This window comes from Nonomuraea sp. NPDC049758 (genome assembly GCF_040674635.1).
In the GTDB taxonomy this organism is placed as follows: Bacteria; Actinomycetota; Actinomycetes; order Streptosporangiales; family Streptosporangiaceae; genus Nonomuraea.
The window spans coordinates 454895-470357 of record NZ_JBFAMZ010000006.1; the positions used below are offsets into that span (position 1 = coordinate 454895).

Annotated in this window: 19 protein-coding genes; 10 read left to right on the forward strand and 9 right to left on the reverse strand. The window is 71.6% G+C overall.

The window, feature by feature from the left end; translation table 11 throughout:
- Positions 1–19: 19 nt before the first annotated feature.
- The gene (locus AB0J46_RS19150) at positions 20–907 is read left to right on the forward strand and encodes a WD40 repeat domain-containing protein (protein WP_364333266.1); all 888 of its coding nucleotides are present in this window, start codon (positions 20–22) and stop codon (positions 905–907) included.
- Positions 908–923: 16 nt separating this feature from the next.
- Here the strand turns inward: AB0J46_RS19150 and AB0J46_RS19155 are convergent, their stop codons facing one another.
- Together AB0J46_RS19155 and AB0J46_RS19160 are read right to left on the reverse strand one after the other, a co-directional pair.
- Positions 924–1388, reverse strand: coding sequence for a GntR family transcriptional regulator (locus AB0J46_RS19155; protein WP_364333269.1), 465 nt, complete (start codon positions 1386–1388; stop codon positions 924–926).
- Between the two features lie 628 nt (positions 1389–2016).
- Complete coding sequence (locus AB0J46_RS19160) at positions 2017–2622, reverse strand: NYN domain-containing protein (protein ID WP_364333272.1); 606 nt, start codon at positions 2620–2622, stop codon at positions 2017–2019.
- A 766-nt stretch (positions 2623–3388) separates the two neighbouring features.
- Between AB0J46_RS19160 and AB0J46_RS19165 the strand changes: the two genes are divergently transcribed.
- Both AB0J46_RS19165 and AB0J46_RS19170 read left to right on the forward strand, forming a co-directional pair.
- Positions 3389–3745 carry a hypothetical protein gene (locus AB0J46_RS19165; protein WP_364333275.1) on the forward strand — a complete coding sequence of 119 codons (357 nt, stop codon included), beginning with the start codon at positions 3389–3391 and terminating at the stop codon, positions 3743–3745.
- A 48-nt stretch (positions 3746–3793) separates the two neighbouring features.
- Positions 3794–5056, forward strand: a complete 1263-nt coding sequence (locus AB0J46_RS19170; protein WP_364333278.1) for an MFS transporter — start codon at positions 3794–3796, stop codon at positions 5054–5056.
- A gap of 16 nt (positions 5057–5072) precedes the next feature.
- On the opposite strand, the gene AB0J46_RS19175 is transcribed toward AB0J46_RS19170, so the two are convergent.
- Positions 5073–5444 (reverse strand): DUF4267 domain-containing protein, encoded by a 372-nt coding sequence (locus AB0J46_RS19175; RefSeq protein WP_358291183.1) that lies wholly within the window; start codon positions 5442–5444, stop codon positions 5073–5075.
- An 88-nt stretch (positions 5445–5532) separates the two neighbouring features.
- Between AB0J46_RS19175 and AB0J46_RS19180 the strand changes: the two genes are divergently transcribed.
- Together AB0J46_RS19180 and AB0J46_RS19185 are read left to right on the forward strand one after the other, a co-directional pair.
- Positions 5533–6108 carry a TetR/AcrR family transcriptional regulator gene (locus AB0J46_RS19180; protein ID WP_364333281.1) on the forward strand — a complete coding sequence of 192 codons (576 nt, stop codon included), beginning with the start codon at positions 5533–5535 and terminating at the stop codon, positions 6106–6108.
- Positions 6109–6179: 71 nt separating this feature from the next.
- The gene (locus AB0J46_RS19185) at positions 6180–6569 is read left to right on the forward strand and encodes a nuclear transport factor 2 family protein (protein WP_364333284.1); all 390 of its coding nucleotides are present in this window, start codon (positions 6180–6182) and stop codon (positions 6567–6569) included.
- Positions 6570–6597: 28 nt separating this feature from the next.
- On the opposite strand, the gene AB0J46_RS19190 is transcribed toward AB0J46_RS19185, so the two are convergent.
- On the reverse strand, positions 6598–6927 hold the full coding sequence (locus tag AB0J46_RS19190) for a CU044_2847 family protein (protein ID WP_364333287.1): 330 nt from the start codon (positions 6925–6927) through the stop codon (positions 6598–6600).
- A gap of 174 nt (positions 6928–7101) precedes the next feature.
- Between AB0J46_RS19190 and AB0J46_RS19195 the strand changes: the two genes are divergently transcribed.
- Both AB0J46_RS19195 and AB0J46_RS19200 read left to right on the forward strand, forming a co-directional pair.
- A complete protein-coding gene (locus AB0J46_RS19195) occupies positions 7102–7524 on the forward strand; it encodes a hypothetical protein (protein ID WP_364333290.1) in 423 nt (140 codons plus the stop codon).
- A gap of 2 nt (positions 7525–7526) precedes the next feature.
- Positions 7527–7751: a helix-turn-helix transcriptional regulator gene (locus AB0J46_RS19200; protein ID WP_352324570.1), complete on the forward strand. Its 225-nt coding sequence runs from the start codon at positions 7527–7529 to the stop codon at positions 7749–7751.
- On the opposite strand, the gene AB0J46_RS19205 is transcribed toward AB0J46_RS19200, so the two are convergent.
- Positions 7748–8023, reverse strand: a complete 276-nt coding sequence (locus AB0J46_RS19205) for a hypothetical protein (protein WP_364333293.1) — start codon at positions 8021–8023, stop codon at positions 7748–7750. The two genes, AB0J46_RS19200 and AB0J46_RS19205, sit on opposite strands and share 4 nt — an antisense overlap.
- Positions 8024–8033: 10 nt before the next feature.
- On the opposite strand from AB0J46_RS19205, the gene AB0J46_RS19210 reads away from it, so the two are divergent.
- Positions 8034–8402 (forward strand): DUF1524 domain-containing protein, encoded by a 369-nt coding sequence (locus AB0J46_RS19210; RefSeq protein WP_364333296.1) that lies wholly within the window; start codon positions 8034–8036, stop codon positions 8400–8402.
- Here AB0J46_RS19210 and AB0J46_RS19215 read toward each other — a convergent pair.
- The gene (locus AB0J46_RS19215; protein WP_364333298.1) at positions 8380–9006 is read right to left on the reverse strand and encodes an FMN-binding negative transcriptional regulator; all 627 of its coding nucleotides are present in this window, start codon (positions 9004–9006) and stop codon (positions 8380–8382) included. The genes AB0J46_RS19210 and AB0J46_RS19215 overlap by 23 nt on opposite strands.
- 36 nt (positions 9007–9042) lie before the next feature.
- Here AB0J46_RS19215 and AB0J46_RS19220 point away from each other — a divergent pair, with 36 nt between their 5' ends.
- Positions 9043–10380, forward strand: coding sequence for an aminotransferase class I/II-fold pyridoxal phosphate-dependent enzyme (locus AB0J46_RS19220; protein WP_364333300.1), 1338 nt, complete (start codon positions 9043–9045; stop codon positions 10378–10380).
- 21 nt (positions 10381–10401) lie between these two features.
- Here AB0J46_RS19220 and AB0J46_RS19225 read toward each other — a convergent pair whose 3' ends face one another.
- The gene (locus AB0J46_RS19225) at positions 10402–11790 is read right to left on the reverse strand and encodes an MFS transporter (RefSeq protein WP_364333303.1); all 1389 of its coding nucleotides are present in this window, start codon (positions 11788–11790) and stop codon (positions 10402–10404) included.
- A 153-nt stretch (positions 11791–11943) separates the two neighbouring features.
- Between AB0J46_RS19225 and AB0J46_RS19230 the strand changes: the two genes are divergently transcribed.
- The gene (locus tag AB0J46_RS19230) at positions 11944–12636 is read left to right on the forward strand and encodes a hypothetical protein (protein ID WP_364333306.1); all 693 of its coding nucleotides are present in this window, start codon (positions 11944–11946) and stop codon (positions 12634–12636) included.
- Here the strand turns inward: AB0J46_RS19230 and AB0J46_RS19235 are convergent.
- Both AB0J46_RS19235 and AB0J46_RS19240 read right to left on the reverse strand, forming a co-directional pair.
- Positions 12633–15218, reverse strand: a complete 2586-nt coding sequence (locus tag AB0J46_RS19235) for a LuxR C-terminal-related transcriptional regulator (RefSeq protein WP_364333309.1) — start codon at positions 15216–15218, stop codon at positions 12633–12635. The genes AB0J46_RS19230 and AB0J46_RS19235 overlap by 4 nt on opposite strands.
- 49 nt (positions 15219–15267) lie before the next feature.
- Positions 15268–15429 (reverse strand): hypothetical protein, encoded by a 162-nt coding sequence (locus tag AB0J46_RS19240; protein ID WP_185844989.1) that lies wholly within the window; start codon positions 15427–15429, stop codon positions 15268–15270.
- Positions 15430–15463 lie beyond the last annotated feature (34 nt).

A 15463-nucleotide genomic window follows, 5' to 3' on the forward strand; every position in this document is an offset into this window, starting at 1 on the left:
CATGCTCGCGGCTTCTCCCGTGTCCGCGCAGCAGCCTCGCGAGGTCGACATCGAGTTGCCCGGCGCCCATGTGGTCGTGCATGAGCGCGCCCACGACCATTTGAGGGTCACCGCATTCTCCCGGGCCGTGAGCGATTCGCGGATCAATGCCTACCTTCGTGTCAAGGGTCAGAACAGGTTCGTGGAAAAGAAGGATTATCGAGAGTTGGTCCCCGCGCCGAAGGGCGGCAAGGTGGCCGGAGAGCCCCAATCCTCTCCCGGCGCGTTCAACTCCGTTGTGATCTTCGATGCCAAAGGCAAGCCGACGCGGATTCGCACTGTCCGCAAGCCGCTAGAGACCAAGAGCATCCAGTGGTCGCGCGATGGCCGCAAGCTCGTGTTGACGATCGAGAAGAACCTGTCAACGGTCGGCTTCGTGACAATTGACGTCGCCAAACGGACTGTGAAGGACGTCCATGTTCGCGGAGTTGATCCCTTCTCCGCCTTTCAATGGACGCCAGACGGCAAGCACCTGGCTGTCGGATATGCCGATCCCCATCAAGGGGTCCGGCTGTATCGGACAGATGGACGAGTCCATCGCACACTGCGCAAGATCGGCTGGATCGTCGGTGACGACGCCTTCTCTCCCTCCGGCAAGCAGCTCCTCACGGTCTGCCCGCCTACGTACGCCGAGTCCAGCTATTGCCTCTGGGACGTCAGGTCCGGCAAGCTGGCCACACGCGTAAAGATCAACTTTGTTAGCACGCAGGGATGGTGGGACGAGCACCACCTGGTCAGCACGGTCTCAGGTGACGACGCCCAACTCGTAGCCGTGATTGATCTCAAGGGGAAGGTCACTCGGGTCCTCGCACACGACCGAGCAGGACTAGGTCGAGGCGTCGCGCTGGTCTATACACCCAGCGACTAGTGCTGACCTGTGACGCTCATTCGGGGGATTGCCCCTCGCCACGAGGCCCTGCATCGATGGCTGATCGTGCGAGCACTTCGGTGCGGCCGTCGGTGTAAGTGATCACGAGTATCGGCTCACCCTCCGGCAGTTCCATCGCTGCACGTTCCTTGGCTGTCGGCATCCGTGTTGTGATACGGGCGGGACGTTCGAGACGTACTACAGTCAGCTCCGGCGGGATCCGTACGATGCTGCCTCGTCGGTTCTCTGTGTCGATGAGCCCTTCGGTGCGTAGCTGGCGCAGGGCCTGTCGGACGGTTGCCTTCCCGGTGCCGAACTCGTCAGCCAGGGCGTCTTCGTTCTTGAGTTTGTCCCCTGGGCGGAGAGTGCCGTCCTCGATCTGGGTGCGCAACGCGTCGGCCACCTGGACGTAGAGCGGCGTGAACGAGTTCGGATCAACCTGCACGCTCCCCATGATCCTGTCGCTATAGCGCTCCTGCATCTTTACGATATTACGTAATAGCGCAGCAAGGGTGTGTGCTGACCAACTCCGTAGGAGGCGCTGCCGTGGCCACGATTCTTCGCGTGCCGTACATCACGGCCTGGTCGGAGGAGGCGGTGCCGCATCCGCTGGGGTTCGCCTGGTCCGACGAAGCGGCCGGTCTCCGGCTCACATATGCAGACCCGCAACCGCAGGATTGGATGTTCGGCGTGCTGTGGGCGCGACAGGGCCTCTCGGCTCGGGGCCGTCCGGAGTGGAAGCTCGTCAACACGCTCAGGCAGCGGCGCTGCATGTTGCACCGGCTGTGCCAGGTGTGCGGCTACACCGGTGTGGACCCTTCCAGCGGTCGGACATGGTGGCTGTTGGCCGACGATTCCGATGGGACACCGGAAGCCGCTGGATACACGAACGCACCGCCAACGTGCCCAACCTGTATCCCGCAAGCGCTCGCATCGTGTCCACGTCTTCGGCGGGGCGCTGTCGTCTACACGGTGGGAGACGCTGAGCCGTATGGAGTGGTGGGCGACGTGTTCGAGCCTTCCGACAGTTGCGGCATCGTCCTAGCGCAGCGGAATGCGGAGGGCCTGCTCGTCTCGGGCGGAACGGTGGGAGCGCGCGGGCTCGCCTCCTACTTGCGGTACTTCGTGAGCGTCACGTCCAGGCGTGCGGCGTTCCTGTACATGCCGGCGTCGATCGGGATGGCCTCGTCGACGACGTCCGTGTAGGCGCCGGACGGCACGCCGTCGGGATGAGCGGCCACAATGGTCCTGCCCGGCGCGTAGTACCTGGCCTCACCGATCGCCGCGGCCAGGTCGGAGTCCGAGCTCACCACCAGCGCCGCCTCGCACGCCTTGGTGCACAGGTCACCGACCAATTGAGCCGCCAGCCGCACGTCGACCTGCTTCTCCTTGAAGCCGCCGGTCTTGTCGTCGTACTTGGTCTTCCCCATGAACGGCTGGAACTGCTTGCCGTAGACGAGGATGGTGTCCTGTTCGAACTGCTTCTGATCCACCCCGGCCTGGCCGCTCAGCGCGGTGGTGAAGTACTTCACCTTGGCCAGCTTGCCGTTGTACGCCTTCAGTACCTGGTTGCACATTCTGACGACGTCCACACGCCAGTAGTCGGGGCCCGCGCTTTGGCAGATCCCGTAGTACAGGTTGGCCGCGTCGATGTAGGCGATCCATCTGCTGTCGCTGTTCAGGATGGCCTCGGCCGCTCCATATGAGGTGGCCATGATCGATTCCCCTCGTTCCGGTGATTGAGGTGTACGGCACCCAGACCGCGTACGCATTGCAACCGTCCGCGATGGCAATACGTTGGATGCCTAATTACCGCCCAGCAGGCCACGGAGTGGGCCCGGATCGCCGCCGCATTACAGCAAGGCCGAATTTCACCAGGTCACACAAAGGACGTCCGGCCCGCCGAGCTCGGCTGGACGTCCGGCGGACGTGGCTGGTGGGGATCGTATTGCTGCCGTAGCCTTGTCGCGACCTGATCAACCGAGGGGTGATATGCGCAGATACGTCGCGGCCATTGCCGTCGTCTCGTCGCTCCTGGCCGGTTGTGCAATTTCGTTTTCAGGACAGCAAGGGGAATCGCCGCCTCGCTTCTCGATCGATCCGCCCCCTGTCGATCGCGCGCTCGCAGATCTTTCGAAAAGCGCCAAAGGCAACGTGTTGCTTCATCATGTCAATGAGCAGGGGCGGACTGGCCGCTGGACCACGAAACTCAAGATGAGAGCATCGTTTCGCCTTGAGGTGGACTGCGTTGGAGCGAGCGGGACGATAGTCGTCCGCGTAGGCAAGACTCGGCTCCCTCATCAGTGCTCTGCCGGGCCTGGGGGTGTGCGCATCAGCATGATCCCCGACGACGTGGCTGTCCGTAGTGTCAAGGTCGAGGCGCCAGAGGGTGCCAGATGGGCGATTCTCATTTGGCAGCTGCCGCAGAGTTCGGGTCGATGAGGCTGGGGCGGTCCGCAGGGCGTTCGTAGGATCGGGTGTATGGGGATGTATGTCTCGGTCAGAGGGTGGCTTGAGCTGGGGTTCGCTCAGAAGCCGGACGCCGACCGCATCGTCGCGGACGACGACCCCTACTCCGGCGGCTGGGCGTGGCCGGTGAAGCCCTTCAACTGGACGCTCTACCTGTTCTACGGGGGCGACGTCAGAGAGGGCGCGCTGCACGAGATCCGGGCCAAGGTCGAACGACTGGCCGCCCTGCCACCGCTGGACGAGGACGGGGACCGTCCGCGGGGAGTCTTCGTGGTCACCGACGAGCGCGGCCGGGCGCGATGCCGGCACGTCCGTGAAGGGGCGGTCCTCGACGTCCCGGCGCCCGACTTCGGGGGGTTGGCGAGCTAGTACCGGAACCGGCCTTCGCCACAGGCGCGCGGTGGCAGAATGTCGCGGATGTCGAGGGCGGGTTCGTTGTGGCGGGAGCGGGATTTCGTGCTCCTGTGGAGCAGCCAGACCACCAGTTCGCTCGGGAACGAGATCTCCTACCTGGCGTTACCCCTGGTCGCGGGGCTCGTGCTGGAGGCCTCGCCGGTGGAGCTCGGGCTGCTGACGGCGGCGCGGCGGTTGCCGGTGTTGTTCGCGTCGTTGCCGGCGGGGGCCCTGAGCGATCGGTGGCGCAAGCGGCCGGTGATGATCGTCGCGTTCCTGGTGTCCGGGTGTGCGATGGGGACGATCCCCTTGGCGGCCGTGGCCGGAGGGCTCACGCTCGGGCAGCTCTACGCCGTGGCGCTGGTGGTCGCGACGTGTGAGGTGTTCTTCACGCCCGCCTACCAGACGTACCCGCTGACGTTGCTCGGGCCTGAGCGGTTGATGGAAGGGAACGCCAAGCTCACCAGCACGGTCACGGTGGCGGGGATGGCGGGGCAGCCGGTCGGCGGGGTGTTGATCTCGCTGTTCGGGCCGGCCAAGGCGGTGCTCGCGGACGCGCTGTCCTACCTGGGGGGCGCGCTCGCGCTGGCGCTGATCCGGTCGCCGGAGGCCAGGCCGGAGCGGACGGAGCGGGGCCCTCGGCTGCGCGAGCAGATCGGGGAGGGGCTGCGGTACGTCGTCCGCCATCGTGTGATCGGGCCGCTGGTGCTCTACATGGCCACGGTCAGCTTCTGCATCGCCGGGCTGAGCGCGCTGGAGGTCAACTACGTCGTACGGGAGCTCGGCTGGTCGGGCCTGGCGACGGGCCTGGTGTTCGGGGTGAGCATGGCCGGCGGGCTGGCGGCCGGGGCGATCGCGGGGCCGCTCACCGACCGGTACGGCATGCCGCGCGTGCTGCTCGGGGCCGCCTTCGCATACCCGTTGTGCAGCGGGTCGATCGGGCTGGTGGGGCCGGGACTGGCCGGGCAGCTGGTGGTGGGCGTCTCGTGGACGTTGATGATCATCGTCACGCTCGTCTTCCAGAGCACCCAGCGCAGTCTGCGGCAGCTCCTGACGCCCAAGGAGATGCAGGGGCGGCTGGCGGCCACGTCCCGCTGGCTCACCTGGGCGGCCACGCCGGTCGGCGCGGTCCTCGCCGGGGCGCTGGCCGGCGGGATCGGCATGCGCGGCACGCTTGTCGTGTTCTCGGCCGGGATGCTGGCCGGTCCGGTGGTCATGTGGTTCTCGCCGCTGCGCACGTCCCGGCGGGAGATCGAGCGGGACGTACGGACGGCGACGGCGGGGTAGCTCCGGGATCGCCGGGTCACACGGCGAAGAGCAGGGCGGCGTTGACGAGGAGGGCGACGGCGGTAGCGAAGTGCACGCCGAAGGCGACCGCCTTGGTGCCGCCGTTGCGGAGCACGATCAGGGTGTCGCCCAGGGGCAGCAGCGCGACGATCAGCATGAACCAGGCTTCGGCCTGGGCGCCGACGAAGGCCAGCAGGGCCAGGCCGAGCAGCCCGTACGTGCCGTCGCGCAGCCCCTTGATGGTCAGGTAGGCGCGGTCGCCGTCCTGCTTGGCGGGGACGCCGTAACCGGCGGCCGCGGCGACCGGGACGAACAGGAAGCGTGCGCCGATGAGCACGACCATCAGGTTGAGGGCGATGGCGAGGCCGTAGGCAAGGGTGGTGAGCATGTCCGTCTCCAAGAGCTAGCGTTGCTAGGAACGAGGACGACGCTAGCAGAACGATGACAGAAGCGCTAGCGGTGCTAGGATCGGGAGCATGTCGATACAGGCGCGCCGGGAGCGCGAACGTGCGGAACGCGAGAAGCTGATCATCACGGCCGCCTGTGAGCTGGCCGAGGCCGAGGGCTGGGAGGCGGTGACGACGCGACGGCTGGCCGAGCGCATCGAGTACAGCCAGCCGGTGCTCTACAGCCACTTCAAGGGCAAGGGCGCGATCATGGCGGCCGTGGCCGTGGAGGGGTGCGTGATCCTCGCGGACGAGCTGCGCGCGGCCCGTACCGCGGCTCCCGACGCAGGTGGCGCCCTCGCGGCCGTGGGCGCGGCCTACACGGCGTTCGCCGAGCGGCGTCCGGCGCTCTACGACGTCATCTTCAGCCAGAACGTCGACCTGCCGTTCGCCACGCCGGAGGCTCCCGCGGCCCTGCACGCGGCGTTCGGCGAGCTGGTCGAGGGGCTGCGCCCGCACGCCGGCGAGGGGGAGGACCTGGCCCTGCTCACCGAGACCTACTGGGCCGCCCTGCACGGGCTGGTCACGCTCATGCGCGGCAGGCGGCTGCCGGCCGAGCAGCACGAACGCAGGCTGGAGCTGCTGCTGAAGCGGTTCGCGGCCTGACGGTTTGACCTTGTCGCCCGCGTCAACGTTTACCCTCGTTGCCCGCCCATCGACGAGAACGGACGACCCCCGTGAGCACCCACCGCACCACCCTGGTCGAGCTGGACCAGAGCTTCTTCGACGCCCTGGTGGCCAACGACCACGACCGCCTGAAGGACCTGCTGGCCGACGACTTCGTCCTGGTGGGGGTCGAGGACGGCGCGGTCGCCGGCAAGGACGTCCTGCTCGACCTGGTGACGTCGGGCAGCCTGCGGTTCCCGAAGATCGACTCGTTCCCCGACGAGGCCATCGTGCGGGTGATCGGGGACGTCGGGATCGTCGTGGGGCGTACGGGGATGAACTTCACGAACCCCGATGGCAGCACGTTCAGTGCCGGCAGTCGGTACACGCACGTGTACGCCGTCGCCCCCGACGGAGGCTGGCGGCTGGTCTCGGCGCAGGGCACCGCCATCAAGGCGTGACCTGATCCCGCCTGATGGAAAGCCCGGGTCAGCCGCCTTCCGGTTTCCGCCATTCCGCGGTGACCTTGAGGTGGGCCTCCCCCGTCGATTCGGCGACGACCACGCCGGCCTTGGCGGTCAGCTTCATCCCGAACTCGACCGCGACCACGTCCGGCGGCTCCGGGCAGGAGCGCATGCGGCGCAGGACGTCGGTGGCGAAAATCTGGACGCGCTGGAGGCCCGCGCCCAGCGCCTCCGGCATGCGTTCGACGGCCGCGCGGGCCCGTCCGGCGGGAAGCGGCTCGTCGCCGGGCCGCTCGTTGACCTCCACGAGAACGGTGCCGCCGTCGTCGAGGGGTACCTCGAGGAAGTAGTGCATGGTTGCCTCCTGTCCTGGGACAGGTGCAAGCATGGTGGACCGGCCCGCCCGGTGCGGGCTGTTTCGCCGCGTAGGTGGCCCGAAGTTATCCACAGGTTGGGGATAGTTGTCCACAGTGGTGGACAAGTCTGAAATCATTGACACGATGTCTGGATTGTTTTACCTTCCCTGCTTGTGATGTCGTATGAGGAAAAGGGCGCCTGGGTCTATCTCGTGGCGACGGCCGGCGCCTACGTGGCCTACGTCATCGTCATCCTGAGCCGGGCCGGCGACGGCCCGCTCAGCGCCGTCCCCTATGTCGCGCCGATGGTGTGGGCGATCGGGATCAGCATCGTCCTGTCGATCGTGGGCCGTATCGTGGTCGAGATCGTGAAGCCCAGCGAGAGTCACAAGAGCGACGTGCGAGACAGGGAAATCAACCGTTCCGCCCAACATGTCGGAGGCGTCGTCCTCGCCGCCTCCATGGTGGTCCCCCTTGGCCTGACCATGGCGGAAGCCGACCATTTCTGGATCGCCAACGCCATCTACGCCGCACTCGTCCTGTCCGCTCTGGTGGCCACCCCGCTGCGGCTGCTCGCCTACCGGAGGGGCCTGTAGGCATGGGCAAACCGACCAAGGTGACCAACTCCATCAGGGCTCTGCGGTTCGCGCACGGGGAGATGACGCAGGCGGAGCTGGCCCAGCGGGTCGGCGTCACGCGGCAGACCGTCATCGCCATCGAGCAGGGCCGCTATTCACCCTCTCTTGAGGTGGCCTTTCAGATCGCCCGGGTGTTCCGGGTGCCCCTGGACGACGTCTTCCAGTATCCGGACGCCGACGGCTAGTTATCCACAGGCGCGTCGGTTTTCCACAGGCTGTCGAGAGCGGTGGCGACGGCCGCGATGGAGTCGTGCGCGGAGCGGATGCGGGCGGTCTGGGTCTGGTCCGTCCAGCCGAGTCGCAGGCCCTCCTCGGCCAGCGCGTCGAAGGCCGTGAACGCGGTCAGCTTCTGGCGCAGGACCTTCGACCAGGCGTCGTCCTCGATCCGGTAGTAGACGTTGCGCTCCCCCGCCCTGCGCAGCTTGTGGACGAGCCGGATCGACGTCAGCAGCTGCATGGCGTCGGCGATGTCGGAGGCCTTCTGCGCGGGCGGGTCGCAGACCATCGGCCCGGACCGGGGGTACTCACACGAGCGGTGCAAGATCGACGTCGACCACCTCGTGCCGCTGGCCAACGCCTGGACCGACGAGCGGCGGCAGGCGTTCGCCAACGATCTCACCAGGCCCGAGCTCATCGCCGTCAGCGAGTCGGTCAACCTGGACAAGGCCGGCGGCAGCCCGGCGACGTGGCGGCCGCCGCGCAGGTCGTACCGGTGCACGTACGCGCTGGCCTGGATCACGGTGAAGCACCACTACGGGCTGACCGTCACCCACCGGGAGAAACGGGCCCTCAGCCGCATGTTGCGCACCTGCCTCAGCGGTCGGCCATCCGCCTGAGCTGCTGCTCCCTGGCTCCGGCGTCGCCCGGCAGGCCGCGCTCGGCCAGCAGTCCGGCGACGCGCTCGCGAGTCTCGACGGGGTGGCGGCCGTCGTACTTGAACTTGGCGCGCGCCTCCACCACCGTCAGCCGCAGCCCGCGCAGGCCGGGCAGCTGCCGGTGGTAGGGCCCCTCGCCGGCCGCCACGACGCCGTGCGCGCCGTCGGGCTGGAAGTGGGCGAGCTGGCGGCGCAGGATCTCGGCCTTGCCCTCGGGGTCGTCCACCACCTCGGCCCGGCAGGTGAGCTGGACGGAGGCGTAATAGCTGGTGGGCACGCCGGTCTCGGTGTCGCCCGTCCGCCACCCGCCGGGGATGTAGGCGTAGTCGTCGTGCACGCTCAGCAGGACCGCCGGATCGCGCTCGATCGCCGCCCACACCGGGTTGGGCCTGGCCAGGTGGAGCAGCACCTCCCCGGCGGCGGCGTCGAAGAGGAAGTGGGTGGGGACGACGACGGGCGGGCCGCCGTCGGGGCCGTTCGCGGCCAGCTGGCCGAAGTCGCGGGTGGCCAGCCAGGTGTGCCACTCGTCGTCGTCCCGTGCCGCGTCCCAGGGGTGAATGAGCACGTGAAACCCTCCCGCCCAGCTTTGTATTAGTACATAATGTATTTTGTGTCAGAAACATACAGGATCGTCGGTGGGACGGCCAGCGAGATCGCGGCGGGCGTCGAGGCCGCCGTGTCCGCGGGCCTGCTGCCTCCCGGGACGCACCTGCCGCCCGTGCGCGAGGTGGCCGCCACGGCCGAGGTCAGCCCGAACACCGCCGCGGCCGCGTACCGGCTGCTGCGGGAGCGCGGGATCGTCGAGACGGCGGGCCGGCGCGGCACGCGGGTCCGGCCGCGCCCGGCCACCACGACCCGCGAGGAGATCCGCATCGAGGTGCCGCCGGGCGTGCGCGACCTGTCGCACGGCAACCCCGACCCGGCCCTGCTGCCGCCGCTGCACGAGGCGCTCGCCGCCGCCGCCAGGGCGCACGAGCAGCGTCCGGCCATGTACGGCACGGGCGACGACGAGGAACTGCTCTCGCTGGCCGCCGCCCGGCTGCGTGCGGACGGCGTGCCCGCCGCGCCGCTGGCGATCACCTCCGGCACTCTCGACGCGGTGGAACGCGTCCTGAACGCCCACCTTCGTCCCGGCGACGCGATCGGCGTCGAGGACCCTGGCTGGACGGCCCTGCTCGACCTGGTCGCCGCCCTGGGGCTGCGGCCGGTCCCGATGCGGCTGGACGACGAGGGCCCGCTGCCGGACGAGCTCGACCGGGCGTTGCGGGCGGGCGTACGAGCGGTGGTGATCACCGCCCGCGCCCAGAACCCCACCGGCGCGGCCGTCACCGCCCGGCGGGCCGCGGACCTGCGTGCCCTGCTCGCCACCCGCCCCGACGTGGTTCTGATCGAGGACGACCACGGCGCGAGCCTGGTGGACCTCCCCCTCCATCCCCTGGCCGGCGTGACCACCCGCTGGTTGCTCACCCGCTCGACGGCCAAGGCGTTCGGCCCCGACCTGCGGCTGGCGCTGGTCACCGGCGATCCCGTCACGCTCGACCGGCTGCGCGGGCGGCAGCGGCTGGCCGCCGGCTGGGTCAGCCATCTGCTGCAGCGCGCGGTCGCCCACCTGTGGCGTGCACAGGCTGTGGACACCGCGGCCGTGGCCGCCGCGTACGCCGGTCGGCGCGACGGCCTGATCGACGCGCTGGCCGCGCGTGGCCTGCGGGCGCACGGCCGCAGCGGGCTCAACGTCTGGGTCCCGGTCGCCGACGAGACCACCGCCGTCACCCGGCTGCTGGGCCTCGGCTGGGCGGCCGCGCCCGGCGCCCGCAACCGCGTCCGCACGCCCCCCGCGCTGCGGCTGACGGTCTCCACGCTGCGGCCCGACGAGCTGCCGCGCCTGGCCGACGACCTGGCTGCCGCCCTGCGCCCGCCCACGGCCGGCCGGTACGGCTGACGTCCTGGACGGGCCCCGCGATCAGCGGTTCGGCTCCAGGGACATCGCCGGGCACGGCTCGGGGCGGCGGGGGCGGCGGGGGCGGCGTACCGAGTGGGCCAGGACGCCCAGCGCGCCCACGATGAGCACGAGCAGGGCCGCCCTGGTGGCCGCGGGCCAGCCGGCGTCCAGGGAGCCGAAGAACACCGCGCCGGTGATCGTGCCGCCGAGCACGCCGCCGGTCTCCTGCACGGTCCCCAGCACCCCGGCCGCCGCGCCCGCCCGCTCCCGGCGTACGGACGCGAGGACCGACGACAGCAGCGGCGACATGACCAGCCCCATCCCCGCGCCCGCCACCAGCAGCGCGCCCGCCACCAGGTACGGCGACTCCCCCGCCTGGAGGAGCAGCCCGAGCCCGAGCAGCAGCGCCAGCGGGCCGGCCGGGCGCGGCACCCGGGCCGCGCGGGGCGAGGCCAGGAAGAAGCCCACGTTCAGCGCGGTGCACACCGCCCCGGCGGCCAGGGGGCCGAGGCCGAGGCCGTCCTGGAGGTGGAGGGCGAGCACGAACGACAGGCCCGCGGAGGTGCCGAACAGCAGCGCGACCGCCGCCAGCCCGGCCGTGAACCCCTCCTCGCCGAACACCGCCAGGTCCAGCAGCGGTTCCCGGCCGGTCGCCGCCAGCCGTCGCTGCCGCCGGACGAACGCCGCCAGCATGAGCGCCGCGCCGCCCAGGCACGGCCACGTCCACTGCGGCCAGCCCTCCTCGCGGCCCTGGACCAGCGGCAGCACGACGCCTGCCAGCCCCGCCGCGACCAGCGCCGCCCCCGGCAGGTCGAGCCCCGCACGCGACCCGGCCCCGGCGACGCGGGGGACCAGCCGCCCGGTCAGCGCCAGCGCCGCCAGGCCGATCGGCACGTTGACCAGGAAGCACGCCCGCCAGCCGAGTCCGAGGGGATCGGCCGCCACCACCAGCCCGCCCACGACCTGGCCGCTCATCCCGGCCAGGCCCACCACCGTGCCGTACCAGCCGAACGCCCTGGCCCGGCCCGCGCCCGGGAACAGCGTCCCGATCAGCGTCAGGACCTGCGGCGCGAGCAGCGCCGCCGCGACGCCCTGCGCCACCCGGGCGAGCACGAGCGCGGCGGCGTCCGGCGCGCCGCCGCAGGCCGCCGAGGCGAGCGTGAACAGGGCCAGCCCGGCGGCGAAGAGCCGGCGCGGTCCGTACAGGTCGCCGAGCCGCCCCGAGACGATCAGGCCCGCCGCGTACGCCAGCCCGTACCCGGCGACCACGAACTGGCTCGCCGCGTCGCCCGCTCCCAGGTCGGCGCGGATCGAGGGCACGGCCACGTTCGCGACGAAGAAGTCGAGCGTGGTCATGAACACCGCGACCAGCACCACGGGCAGGGCCGCCCAGCGAGGACGGAGGGACATCAGGGACTCCAGGGGAGGGAGGAACCGGGCGGTGGAAGAACACCGGCGGACGCCGGACGGTTGACCTCACCCTGAAGCCAGGCGATTACGGTTTCCTGCTGATGGGCTACGGATTGAGCGCCATAATGACGCTCAATGCCGAAATTTCAGGGTTTGGGGGAGTTTGCCGCGGCGATCGCCCCCGTCATCGACGCGGCCCACGTCGACGTGCACGCCGCCGCCGGCAGAGCGGTGCTGGACCTGACCGAGCGCTCCGGCCTGACCGGCGGCCTCCTCAACGACCTGCGCTTCGTGCTCCCCCTGCGCCCGGTGACCACGGCCGCGCTCGCCGCCGTCCACCGGTACGGCGACGTCACCGAAGGCGTCGGCGTCCACCTGCGCGAGGGCACGCTCGAACGGGACGCCGCCGGGGCGCTGCGGCTCACCTCCGAGGGACGGGCGTTCGTGGACGGCCTGTACGCCGCGCACGCCGAGGCGGCCGGCCGCGTCTGGGCGGGCCACGACGTGGCCGGTCTCGCCGTGGCGGTGGGCGGGGTGCTCGACCGGGCCGTACGCGTGCCGGGCGGCGCCCTGGAGGTGATGGCGCCGCCGTACGAGCCGGACGCCGCCCCCGCCGGCCTGCTGCTGTTCAACCGGCTCGCCGCGCTGCGCTACCACCGGGCCGACGCGCACGCCGAGTCCTGGCGCGCGGCCGGGCTGACCGCGGACGGGATCGTCGCGCTGAGGGACGGTCCCGTCCGGGCCGCGATCGAGGCCGAGACGAACCGGCGGGCCGCCGACCCGTACCGGGCCATGACGGACGACGACCGCCAGGCCCTGTACGACGGCCTCCTGAGCCTTGTCTAGAGTGCCGCCAGCAGGCGGCCCACCTGCGTGCGGTCGTTGACCCCCAGCTTCTCGTAGGCCGCCTGCAGATGGTTGGCCGCCGTCCGGGTGGACAGCGTCAGCCGGTCGGCGATCTGCCGGTTCGTCAGCCCGGCCGCCGCCAGCTTGACGATCTCCCGCTGGCGCGGCGTGAGCTCCGGCGTGGCCAGCTCGACCAGCGCGGGCGTCGAGACCCCCGGACACCGCCTGGCCAGCGCCCACGCCCTGGTCTGCGCCCCTCTGGCCAGCGTGCCCCGGCCGTCCCGGCGGTGGGCCGCCGACTCCTGGGCGAGGGCCTCGGCGGCGTACAGGATCAGGCCGAGCCGTTCGAACTCGGCGGCGACGTCCCGCAGCTCGGCGGGGTCGCCCGCGGCCCGCGCGTGCCGGGCGAACAGCCCGGCCAGCGGCCCGTCCACCCGTTCGGCGAGCGCGGCCAGCCGCCGGGCCGCCAGGGCGGGCGCGCCGAGCCGCACCAGGTCGTGCAGCGCGAACATCAGGTGCCCGAACTGCTCGTGCCGCTCGGCCAGCCCGGCGGCCGTCAGGCACAGGCTCACCGCCTGCTCCAGGTCGCCCGCCGAGGCCGTCACCCAGACCGCGGCCTGCAACACCGGCTGCCGGGTGAACGCCCACCGCGAGGCCGGCCCCTCGGCCTCGGCCAGCGCGGCCCGCGCCGCCGCCGTCTCCCCCAGCAGCGCCCGCGCGTGGGCCAGCTCGGCCAGGCAGCGCCCCCGGTACGGCGTCCCGGGCGGCAGCCGGGCCGCGTCCTGCCTGGCCCAGCGGGCCGCGCCGGCCGCGTCACCGCGCAGCCTGCCGACCATCGCCCGGTACGCCCCGAACCCCGACACCGACAGCTCGGCCGCGGCCGTCTCCGTGCCCTCCGCGGCGGTCCGCGCCGCCGCGTCCAGGCGGCCGGAGAACACCTGGGCGGCGCAGCGCGCGTCCAGCAGCGTCGGCAGCGCGTGCGGGGCGTCGTCGTCCCAGTCGTCCCGGCCCGCGAGGGCCCGCCCGGCCACGGCGAGGGCGCTCTCCGTACGCCCGGAGTAGGCGTCGGTCCAGGACTCCAGCGCGGCCGCGTGCGCCGCGCCGCGCACGGTCGCCGGCCCGCACGCGCGCGCCCGCGCCAAGGCGTCCGCGGCCCCGGTCAGCCGGCCGGCGAAGAAGTGGGCGACGCCCTGGTAGACGTGCGCCTCCTGCCGCCAGGCCGGATCGGTCAGGGACCCGGCGGCCAGGTCGAGCACCCGGCACGCCTCGGCGTCCGCGCCCGCCCAGGCGAGGTTCATGCCCAGGCTGAAGGCGTGCTGGGCGCGCTCGCCCTCGGTGACGGCGGTCCTGGCCGCCTGCCGCAGCGCCACCAGCGCCGCGTCCTGGTCGCCCAGCACCATCAGCACCTGGCCGAGCAGCGCGACCGCCGCCACGCCCGCGCCCGCCTCGATCGCGGCCCTGGCCAGCCGGGCGGCCAGCCTGGGGTCACGCCTGGCCCAGGCCAGGCCCGCGGCCGACAACAACAGCTCCGGCGCGGCGGCCGACCCGCTGTCCAGCCGCCAGACGGCCGCGCGCAGCTCGTCCTCGCGCCGCCGCAGGCCGCCGGCCTCCAGGGCCTCGGCCAGCGTCCGCAGCCGCCGCCTGGCCCGCAGGGTGCCGCAGTCGCCGCGGACCACCTCGCCGTAGAGGGGGTGGCCGAGGCGTACCTGCTCGCGCCTGCCGTCGCCGGCGACCGTGACCAGGCCGCGGGCCTCGACCCGCTCCACCGCGCGCGGCGAGGTCAGCGCGACCAGCAGCTCGGCGCCCACCGGCTCGCCGTACGCCACCAGCTCCAGCACCTCCCGCTCGTCCTGGTCCAGGTGGCCGATCCGGGCGCCGACCAGCTCGCGCAGCCGGGTCGTCATCGACAGCTCGCCCCGCCAGCGCCACTCGCCGCCGCTCTCGGCCAGGCAGCCGGACGTGCGCCCGGCATGGACGACCTCGCGCAGGTAGAGCACGTTCCCGCCGGTGACGGCCGCCAGATGCCGTACGGTCCCCTCCGCCACCTCGCCGCCGAGCGCGCCCACCAGCACCTGGCCGACCTCGTCCCGGCCGAGCGGCGGCAGCTCGACCCTGGTCAGCAGCTCGTCCTTCCACAGCGCGGCCACCGGCGCGGGCAGCGGACCGCCCGTACGCACCGTGACCAGCACCCTGGCCTCCCCACCCGCGGCCAGGTAGTGCACCAGCGCCGCCGACGCCGCGTCCAGCCGGTGGGCGTCGTCCACGCTCACCAGCAGTTCTCCCTCTCCCCTGCGCAGGTGCCGCGCGGCCCAGCGCAGCAGGTTCTCGCCGCCTCGCGGCGGCCCCGTCAACACATGGGCGAACGCCCCGAACGGGATCATCGACGCGGTCTCCGTGCCCAGCACGCGCACGACCTCGTAGCCGTCGAGACCGGCCAGCGCCTGCGCGGCCAGCCTGCTCTTGCCGACGCCCGCCTCACCGGCGATCATCGCGCCCGCTCCCGACCGCAGCGCCGCGCGCACGGTCGCGATCGATCCCCCTCGCCCGACGAACGGCCATCCACTCCCCAGTTGCTCGCTCATCGTGCCTCCTCTCACCACAGATGGTGGCGAGCCGAGGTTCGCGCGAGGTTCAGGCGGGATCGCGGTTCAGGCCGGCGGCGTTCAGCAACAGGGTGATGACGGCGTCGGCGCCGCTGAACGGCACCGGCTCGCCCCCCACCTCTTCGAGCAGCCCGCGGAGCTGGCCGCCGGATTGCTCGGGCTCGACCAGCCGTACGATGACCGTCCTCATCTGATCACCATCACCCGGGACGGTTCAGGTCTGG

Coding starts and splice junctions, on each gene's coding strand:
- AB0J46_RS19155 (WP_364333269.1), bottom strand. CDS start 1,388: ATGCAGGAGCGCTATAGCGACAGGATCATGGGGAGCGTGCAGGTTGAT.
- AB0J46_RS19160 (WP_364333272.1), bottom strand. CDS start 2,622: ATGGCCACCTCATATGGAGCGGCCGAGGCCATCCTGAACAGCGACAGC.
- AB0J46_RS19165 (WP_364333275.1), top strand. CDS start 3,389: ATGGGGATGTATGTCTCGGTCAGAGGGTGGCTTGAGCTGGGGTTCGCT.
- AB0J46_RS19170 (WP_364333278.1), top strand. CDS start 3,794: ATGTCGAGGGCGGGTTCGTTGTGGCGGGAGCGGGATTTCGTGCTCCTG.
- AB0J46_RS19175 (WP_358291183.1), bottom strand. CDS start 5,444: ATGCTCACCACCCTTGCCTACGGCCTCGCCATCGCCCTCAACCTGATG.
- AB0J46_RS19180 (WP_364333281.1), top strand. CDS start 5,533: ATGTCGATACAGGCGCGCCGGGAGCGCGAACGTGCGGAACGCGAGAAG.
- AB0J46_RS19190 (WP_364333287.1), bottom strand. CDS start 6,927: ATGCACTACTTCCTCGAGGTACCCCTCGACGACGGCGGCACCGTTCTC.
- AB0J46_RS19200 (WP_352324570.1), top strand. CDS start 7,527: ATGGGCAAACCGACCAAGGTGACCAACTCCATCAGGGCTCTGCGGTTC.
- AB0J46_RS19205 (WP_364333293.1), bottom strand. CDS start 8,023: ATGCAGCTGCTGACGTCGATCCGGCTCGTCCACAAGCTGCGCAGGGCG.
- AB0J46_RS19210 (WP_364333296.1), top strand. CDS start 8,034: ATGTCGGAGGCCTTCTGCGCGGGCGGGTCGCAGACCATCGGCCCGGAC.
- AB0J46_RS19220 (WP_364333300.1), top strand. CDS start 9,043: ATGTATTTTGTGTCAGAAACATACAGGATCGTCGGTGGGACGGCCAGC.
- AB0J46_RS19225 (WP_364333303.1), bottom strand. CDS start 11,790: ATGTCCCTCCGTCCTCGCTGGGCGGCCCTGCCCGTGGTGCTGGTCGCG.
- AB0J46_RS19235 (WP_364333309.1), bottom strand. CDS start 15,218: ATGAGCGAGCAACTGGGGAGTGGATGGCCGTTCGTCGGGCGAGGGGGA.
- AB0J46_RS19240 (WP_185844989.1), bottom strand. CDS start 15,429: ATGAGGACGGTCATCGTACGGCTGGTCGAGCCCGAGCAATCCGGCGGC.